Raw genomic sequence first — 7,130 nt, 5'->3', positions numbered from 1 at the left:
CCAGCACCCGCGGACGTCGCGAGCGTGGCAGCTCGGCGTGGCCCGTCGGTTCGTTGAACCGTTGGGCGGGCGGGTGGTGGCCGAGTTCTTCGACGTGGGCCACTCGCCGTCGGTGCCGTGGCATCGTCGCGTCGAGGCCGACCGGCTGCTCGCCTTGTTGAAGAATCCGCACCGCGGATGGCGTGGCGTTGTGGTGGGGAGAGCACGCGCCGCTGATTCGGCAACCAGCTCTCGTTGGTCGCGCCTCGGCTGGCTGCGTATGCCGTCGACGCGTGGGTGCCTGAGCTCGGCGGGCGTTACGACCCGAAGAATCGTCCGGCGCTGGGGACACTGGGTCGCCCCCGCGGTGTTCATCCTCATCGCAGGTTCTCTGGCGGCCTTCGGCCCGAGGCGAGTTCTCCGACTGAGTTTCCGCAGATCAGCGACTATGCCGATGAACCTTAGTGATCACCACAGGTGTCGTGCAACTCAGGGAGACGATCCCGGGCGGCCGCGTCCGGCCATCGGCCGACCTAGTCAAAGTCGTGGCGCAGGACGTCGAAGTAGAGACCGCCCTCGGGGGTGTCTCGCCAGACAAAGCCAACGTGCCGGATCCAGTCCTTCAGTGCATTGGCGAGGCTGAGCACCGTCTGGGTGAGGGCGTCCTCAGCAGTGGGATTGCTTGCGTCGGGCAGTTCGCTGAGAACACCTGCGATCCGTTGCCAGCTTGGCCCAACGAGCCGTGCCCAGAGGGGGTTTCGAGCAAGTGCGGTTGGTGGGATGGCGGGGACTGTCCCGTGGGCGTTGGTCAACTCGGCGGCGAGGTAGCCGAGCTGGATTCCGAGGTGGTGCGTTCCTTGGCGGGCAGTAGCGGAAGGGCGGTGCATCGACTCTGCGGGATGCCGCAGGATGATGGCGTCGAGGAACGTGAGCCTGGCGGCCTCAAGGGCATCGTCGAAGCCGCTTTGGCTTGTTGTGGGCGGTGTGCTGCCTTCAACGGCGAGGCAGGCTTCGACCCGATACTCCTCTGCGATCACGCCAGCCGAAGTGAGGTAGTCGCGCTCGGATTGCGTCGTCGCGAGTCGAGCGCTGGCAGCGCTGGTGTCCTCGCCGCGTTGCTTCAGCAGGGCGTGTAGCGCTTCGTGTGAGATGCAGTGGCGGCCCAGTTCGTCGAAGACATTCTCGACGCCGGACAAGACGAAGCCGGGAACGACGATGATGGACCGATCGCCATCGACGATCGTTTTCGCAATGGCCACACCGGACCCGCGTTCGGGCGAGTAGTGGTTTGCTTCGACGGCATTCGTGGCTCGCGCCCGCACCGACGCGACGAAGTCCCCGGTCACCACCAGTTCGACCTGGTCGGGGTCGATGACGCGCTGACTGATGATGTGGGACGTCTCGGCAATGCGATCGGCGAGCTCGTCAGTTGTCGAAGCGACGTGCTCAATCGTGACGTCCATTGTGGCCCTCGCAAGTCGTCTGCAGCCGCCTGATGCGCGCGGGATGCTTCCGGAGCCCGGGACTGCGGTGTCCTGTAGTCGGCAACGGGGCAGATCCCGTTACTGTCGCCGACGTGCTCCGGAGGGTTCCTCCAGCGGCGTACAGGCGAGCGACCTTGATCAACAAACTTGGTGATCACGGAAGGCATCGTGCAGAGCGTGGGCGGTCGGGTAGCCGCGTTTCACCCGGTCGTCGAGGCAATAACGTGAACTACATTGAAGCAACGAATCCGGAGGTTTTCGAGGCATGGGTCTGCGCATCCTGGTCACCGGCTCTCGGACCTGGGCCGATCGAGCGATGATCCGGGCGGCGCTGGCCGAGGTCTGGAACCCGGACTTGAAGCTGGTGTCGGGCGCGTGCCCGACCGGTGCCGACGCGCTCTGCGAAGCGTGCTGGGCCCAGTGGGGTGGGACGATCGAACGCCATCCGGCGGACTGGGGCGAGTACGACGCGGTGGCTCCGATGCTCGCGACCGCTGGTTCGCTTCCGGACGGGCCTGCCTTCCACGTCGCATTCAAGTGGGACGGCTACCGGACGTGCCTGAGGATCGCCGGGGGGACGACACCGGTGGGCGGTGACCAGCCGCAACGGCAACGACATGATCGGGCAATTTCCCGAGCTGGCCGGCATCGTGGCCACTCCGGACAGCCTGGTTCTCGACGGTGAGATCGTGATCCTCAACGAGGCCGGCGTGCCGGATTTCGGACTGCTCCAAAATCGCCGCGGCACCCGCATCCCCGCGGCCTTCATGGCGTTCGACCTGCTGAGGGTCGGCGACACCATGCTCCTCGACGAGCCCTACGTCCGGCGACGGGAACTCCTGGAACAGCTCGCACCGGCCGATCCGGAGCGCTTCGCCGTTCCGGCGGCGGTCCGCCAGGTCGAGCGCGCCGCCAGCGGGGTTGTCCATGAAGGACCTGCTCGACATCGCGCGCGAGCGCCGTATCGAGGGCCTGGTGGCTTGTGCACAGGTGGTCATTGACCGAAGGATTACCGGTCATGATCAATCGGGTGTGGACAGTCCACACGACCGCCGAAGAACTCCCTGCATCGCGAGTGCCGCCCCGTTCGACGCCGGCTTGGCCACGCGCCAGCGTTCAGGGTGGATGCGTGACGTTGGGCTGGAGCCCGGGCACGCTGTATCTGATGTCGCCGGAGCTGTTGTATGACAACACGTTGAACGACTTCTTCCGCTCGCAGGGTATGCGCTCAGCGGCCCAGCACCGACAACGAACACCTCCGCACCGCCCTCGAAAACGCCCCGCAACATCACCCGCCTGGGGTCCCGACCAGTACAAACACCGCGCCGCTAGGCCGAAAGGGTTGTCGTGCGAAGAGAGCGCGACGACGCCGACGCAACGGAGGTGATGAGCCCATGGCCTCCGTCCCCGCACCCGGCCCGTCGCGGCGTCGTCACGCGTCTGAACGTCCGCGTTCAGCAGGTCGATGATGGTCGCGCTGCGCCCGCCGGTGGCGGTAGCGGAGGCTAAGCCGGTTCCGGAAATCCCGACGTCCCGGCCAGGGCGCGAATGGGCCTATGAGCCGAAATTCGATGGCTGGCGCTGCCTGCTGTTCACAGTGGACGGGTACTTGCAGTCCCGCCGGGAGACCGACCTGACGGCACGCTTCCCGGAAATCGTGGCTGCCGCGGCAGTGCTCGGCGACGTCGTGCTGGACGGCGAGCTCGTGGCTCTCAAGGACGGGCGGCTGGACTTCGGCGCGCTGACTTCCGCACCTCGCGGTCGTACGGAGGCGGGCATCACGATCTACTTCGTCGCCTTCGACCTGCTCGCCGACGGGTGTGCCGACCTCCGGCCGAAGCCCTGCCGCGATCGCCGGAAACGGCTGGAGAGCTCTTCGCCGCGGTCACGCCGCCCTTGCAGCTCGCTCCCAGCATCACCGACCGATCCGTCGCCCTCACCTGGATGAACCCGAGCGTCAGCCAGGTAGGGATCGAGGGATGTGTTGGCAAGCAACTCGGTTCGCCTTATCGGGCAGGGAGGTCCGGATCGTGGGTAAAGATCCGGCGGATGGTCGTCGTCGACGCAGTCGTGGTCGGCGTGACCGCCGCCGCGGACCGGCCCGACGAACTCGTCCTGGCCCGCCCCGACAGCACCGGCCAGCAACGCAAGATCGGACTATCCCAGCCGGTCGCCCCGGAGATCGCCTCCGAGGTAGCAGGCCAGGTGAGGCTGACCGGGGAGCCGCTACAGAAGGTCTATTCGGGCGTGTTCGGCCGCGGCCAGACACAGTTCAGGCCGGTGAAACCAGGTGTGGTGGTGGAAGTCCGGGTCGAGGCCTCCGTTGCGATATTCACCAACCGCCTACGACCGACAGTGCATCGGGTACGACCCGGCCTCTCCGTGCGCGACCTGGGGGCATGAGCCCGCCAGGCACGGCTGGGAGGTCGACGGGTGAGGCAATCCGACTCCCACAAGATTGCCATGTGTGTTCAAACCGTCACGTATCGCAACCTCTGTCTTCGCCGGTGCGCGGGGCGCGGCGGGCGCGGGGCCGGACGCAGGCCGACCGGCACTTTCTGGCCGACCTCCCAGGGGCCCCGCCGCTTCCACGCCACATGCTGGTGCCGGCAGGCTCAGGCGGCGTGCTTGCTGCCGTTCGTGCGCGGATTGCGCCTGGCGCGCTTGGCTGCGAGCAGCGGGACGACGTTCCACGAGGCACTCGAGGCCATCTCCGAAGGCTCCGGGTCTGGCTCGGGTTCACCGACCCCATTTTGATCGGAGAGACGCGCGACGGCGTCAGCAAGGCGGCGAAACTCGCGACTGAACTTCTGCAGGCGGTGCGCTGCCCATCGCATTAAGAACACCAGCAGCAGGCCGGCGCAGCAGATCACCCGGTGTCTGGCTCCCATGTCGACCGACTGCGCCAATCCGGCACCGAAGCTGATCCAGGTCCCGATCTCTCCCCACCGAGAGGACGGCGAGCCGACCTTTCCCCCGCGGGCGGCCAGGGCTTCCGCGGCATAGACGACGATCAACACTGCCGCCGCGGAAAGGTAGGTGGCGGCCGCCCCGGTTACCCCGAGGATCGGCAATGCCGTCCATACGCCGACGAGGGGGGCCCACGCCTGCATCGTCGGCGACGTGAAGTGCCACCGCAGCTGTCCCGCGGCAACGTCGAAGGTCCACCGAATGCCCAGCAGGCCCCAGACGGCGGTCGTCAGTACCCCGGCCCTCGGCGTAGGATAATCAGTCGACATGCTGCTCTCCCTGAGTCGACGGTATGTCAAGGGTCCGGTCGGGTACCAGCCGATTCAGACCCGGAAGGGGCGACCTCCTCGGAAGTCGCCCTTTTCTCATCTCCGCATTCGATCGCTTACCTAGCAGATTACCGCAGATCAGAGGGCATCTGAGCACGATTTTTTCGCCTTCAAGCAAGATTCAGTGGGCTTTTCCCATGTCTCAAACCCATTGATTTTTGGCAATCTGGGAAACGATCTTGAAGTCCAGGCCGACTTTGGTCGACGTGACGCACTCCGACAGCGACAACATCAACTACAAGCTTCCGATGATCAATCTCAATCTTCTCATCACGCTCGTCAGACTCAGCGAAAACGACGGATCGGTCGAGAAGACCAGTAAGGCCCTCGGCGTTGTGAGCGGGACCATCGACAACCACCTCAGCAGGTTGACGGACGACCTCGGCGGCGGTGCCCTCACGACCAACACGCGTGCCGGGGTCCGGCAGATAACCGACTACGGCCACGACGTCATCCGAACCGCGAAAGAACTGCTCGACAGCGCGCAGGCGTTGAAGGACTACGGACGCCGGGAATGCACCCTGGCCTTCCTCCCGCAACACGCCTACATCGTCGCCCGCGCGCAACAACAGCTTAAGACGACCAACCCCGATCTCGAATTGAGACTCGTTGTCCTCGCCGAGCACCACCGGTCGCGGACCAGCTTCGAGCGGCACGTTATTGATCCGCTGGCCCGCGGAGCGCTCGACCTCGCCATCGGCCTTCCGGCACACGGCAGGCCAGGGCTGACTTCCTACCCCTGCCTGTGGGAATCATCGCGACGAGCCTCGTCGTGTAGAGAGGAACCGTTGTCGCGCCCGAAGACATCGCCCACCCGTTCATGGCAGGCAACACCTTCGGCGGCGACCGCGCCGAGCAATACTGTTGGGTTCCTGTCACGGTCGATGGACCCGAGGACGTTCTCGCCCACCGCGTTGTGGTCATCACCCACGAGGCACCAGGGCCGCGCCGGAACCAGCTCAGCCCGATCGTGGAGGCAATCCAGGCTGCTTGTGCAGAGGAGAACTTGAGCACGGCCGCCACCGGACATCACTGCAGCATGACTTCCGGCCTCCGAGGGGACCCGGGTTCCGGCATCGCTTCAACACCGTGAGTACGCGGGCTCGGACAACGGCCGACATACGTACGCAGTTCACGATCACCGGCAACGGACAAACCGTCAACGCGACAAGCGGTGCGCACGACACGGACTACGACGGCCAGCTCCGGTACGTCGGCACCGGGTTCCGTCTGCGCGACCTCGACGACCTACTGAAAGTCCTGGCTCCGCTGGCGCGATCGACCAGCCCGGTCGCCAATCCCGTTCCCCGCGACCGGGCCAGGGGTGTGCACTGGGTTGAGCCGCGGATCGTCGGCGAGGTCGAGTTCCGGCACCTTACCGATCTCGATCGCCGGTCGAGGCACACGGCCTGGCGGGGGCTGCGCATGGACAAAACCGATCCAGGCCAGGTGTGGCCGCCGTCGTAACCGGCTGCGTCGACCGCCCCCGGCTCCGCCGCGAGACGCGGCTCCTCGAGGAACGTGTCCCGATGACCACAGCGCAGGACGGCACCGGCGGCGACGGTCCGATGTCAACGCACGTCGCGCAACAGCTCAAAACCGTGCACAGAAGTCCAGTTTGTACTCATAGGCAAAGTCCGGGCCTTCGCGGAGCCGGCCGCCGTCCGGTTTCGACAGCATGGGCTCCACCCGGCCGGGGACCCGGGAACCGTCGTGACGCGCTGCTCGCCCCGTCGCCGGACCTCCCGTCCACTCCGGGCTCGTGCGAACGCCGTCTATTGTTCGTCGGCATGCCGGTCCCGCCATTGGCGGTGGACCCGCAACAGCCGCGCTCGGGTATCGGCGATCCGCCGATCGAGGGTGGGCCGGGCGATCTGCCCGGAGTGCGGGGCGGCATGGGTGCGCGGCGTTGATCGCCGCTCTGTCGCGGTGTAGTGCTCACCTCGCTGCCGCATACGAGCCTGGCGTTCCAAGCGTTCGCGTTGAACGTCACGGTGACGCATGCTCCGAACGTTTGTGTCAGCTGTGCTCGGTTGTTTTCTGTGCTGCGTAATCGCGCTGGTACACGGGTTGTTTCAGGGCTGTCTCGGGTGCATACTTCGGTGTTGCCGGGACGAACCTGTCCGCCGCGTGCACCCGATCTTCTCGCACGATGCGCCACATCGATTGCGGTGGTCGTGATGCGGATGTTGCTCGCGGATCGCCCTTGCGTGCACCACTTGTGAGGAGAATTCCATGACAACGAAAATAGGTGCGGTAACTGAACGTCGGTATGCGCAACTGGTTCGACAGGGATGCAGTCTTGTTGTGCAGAAAACGCACGCGCAATTCCGGCTGGGTGACAACGCATTGGAAATCGAGCCGATGT

9 protein-coding genes are annotated in these 7,130 nt (G+C 65.7%); 6 read left to right on the top strand and 3 right to left on the bottom strand.

Going from position 1 to position 7,130, the window contains the following annotated elements:
- Positions 1–512: 512 nt before the first annotated feature.
- On the bottom strand, positions 513–1,442 hold the full coding sequence (locus H5411_RS45545; RefSeq protein ID WP_183127914.1) for a hypothetical protein: 930 nt from the start codon (positions 1,440–1,442) through the stop codon (positions 513–515).
- Between the two features lie 286 nt (positions 1,443–1,728).
- On the opposite strand from H5411_RS45545, the gene H5411_RS49495 reads away from it, so the two are divergent.
- The 4 genes from H5411_RS49495 (at position 1,729) to H5411_RS45525 (ending at position 3,866) form a co-directional block, all read left to right on the top strand.
- Positions 1,729–2,148, top strand: coding sequence for an SLOG family protein (locus H5411_RS49495; RefSeq protein ID WP_183127913.1), 420 nt, complete (start codon positions 1,729–1,731; stop codon positions 2,146–2,148).
- A complete protein-coding gene (locus H5411_RS45535) occupies positions 2,057–2,464 on the top strand; it encodes an ATP-dependent DNA ligase (RefSeq protein WP_312878762.1) in 408 nt (135 codons plus the stop codon). The genes H5411_RS49495 and H5411_RS45535 overlap by 92 nt, the downstream gene beginning before the upstream one ends.
- A 464-nt stretch (positions 2,465–2,928) precedes the next feature.
- Positions 2,929–3,411, top strand: coding sequence for an ATP-dependent DNA ligase (locus H5411_RS45530; protein WP_246370488.1), 483 nt, complete (start codon positions 2,929–2,931; stop codon positions 3,409–3,411).
- Positions 3,412–3,512: 101 nt separating this feature from the next.
- The gene (locus tag H5411_RS45525) at positions 3,513–3,866 is read left to right on the top strand and encodes a hypothetical protein (RefSeq protein ID WP_183127911.1); all 354 of its coding nucleotides are present in this window, start codon (positions 3,513–3,515) and stop codon (positions 3,864–3,866) included.
- Between the two features lie 212 nt (positions 3,867–4,078).
- Here H5411_RS45525 and H5411_RS45520 read toward each other — a convergent pair whose 3' ends face one another.
- Complete coding sequence (locus H5411_RS45520; protein ID WP_183127910.1) at positions 4,079–4,702, bottom strand: hypothetical protein; 624 nt, start codon at positions 4,700–4,702, stop codon at positions 4,079–4,081.
- Positions 4,703–4,968: 266 nt separating this feature from the next.
- On the opposite strand from H5411_RS45520, the gene H5411_RS48255 reads away from it, so the two are divergent.
- The gene (locus H5411_RS48255) at positions 4,969–5,772 is read left to right on the top strand and encodes a hypothetical protein (RefSeq protein WP_246370486.1); all 804 of its coding nucleotides are present in this window, start codon (positions 4,969–4,971) and stop codon (positions 5,770–5,772) included.
- Between the two features lie 79 nt (positions 5,773–5,851).
- Positions 5,852–6,229 (top strand): ATP dependent DNA ligase, encoded by a 378-nt coding sequence (locus tag H5411_RS45515; protein ID WP_312878761.1) that lies wholly within the window; start codon positions 5,852–5,854, stop codon positions 6,227–6,229.
- A gap of 552 nt (positions 6,230–6,781) precedes the next feature.
- Here the strand turns inward: H5411_RS45515 and H5411_RS45510 are convergent.
- Positions 6,782–7,130 (bottom strand): hypothetical protein (locus H5411_RS45510; protein WP_183127909.1); only part of this gene is annotated, 349 nt, incomplete at its 5' end.

Origin of the sequence: Amycolatopsis echigonensis (genome assembly GCF_014174495.1) — a bacterium.
Lineage (GTDB): Bacteria > Actinomycetota > Actinomycetes > Mycobacteriales > Pseudonocardiaceae > Amycolatopsis > Amycolatopsis echigonensis.
This window is presented reverse-complemented; position numbering and strand designations above follow the sequence as displayed.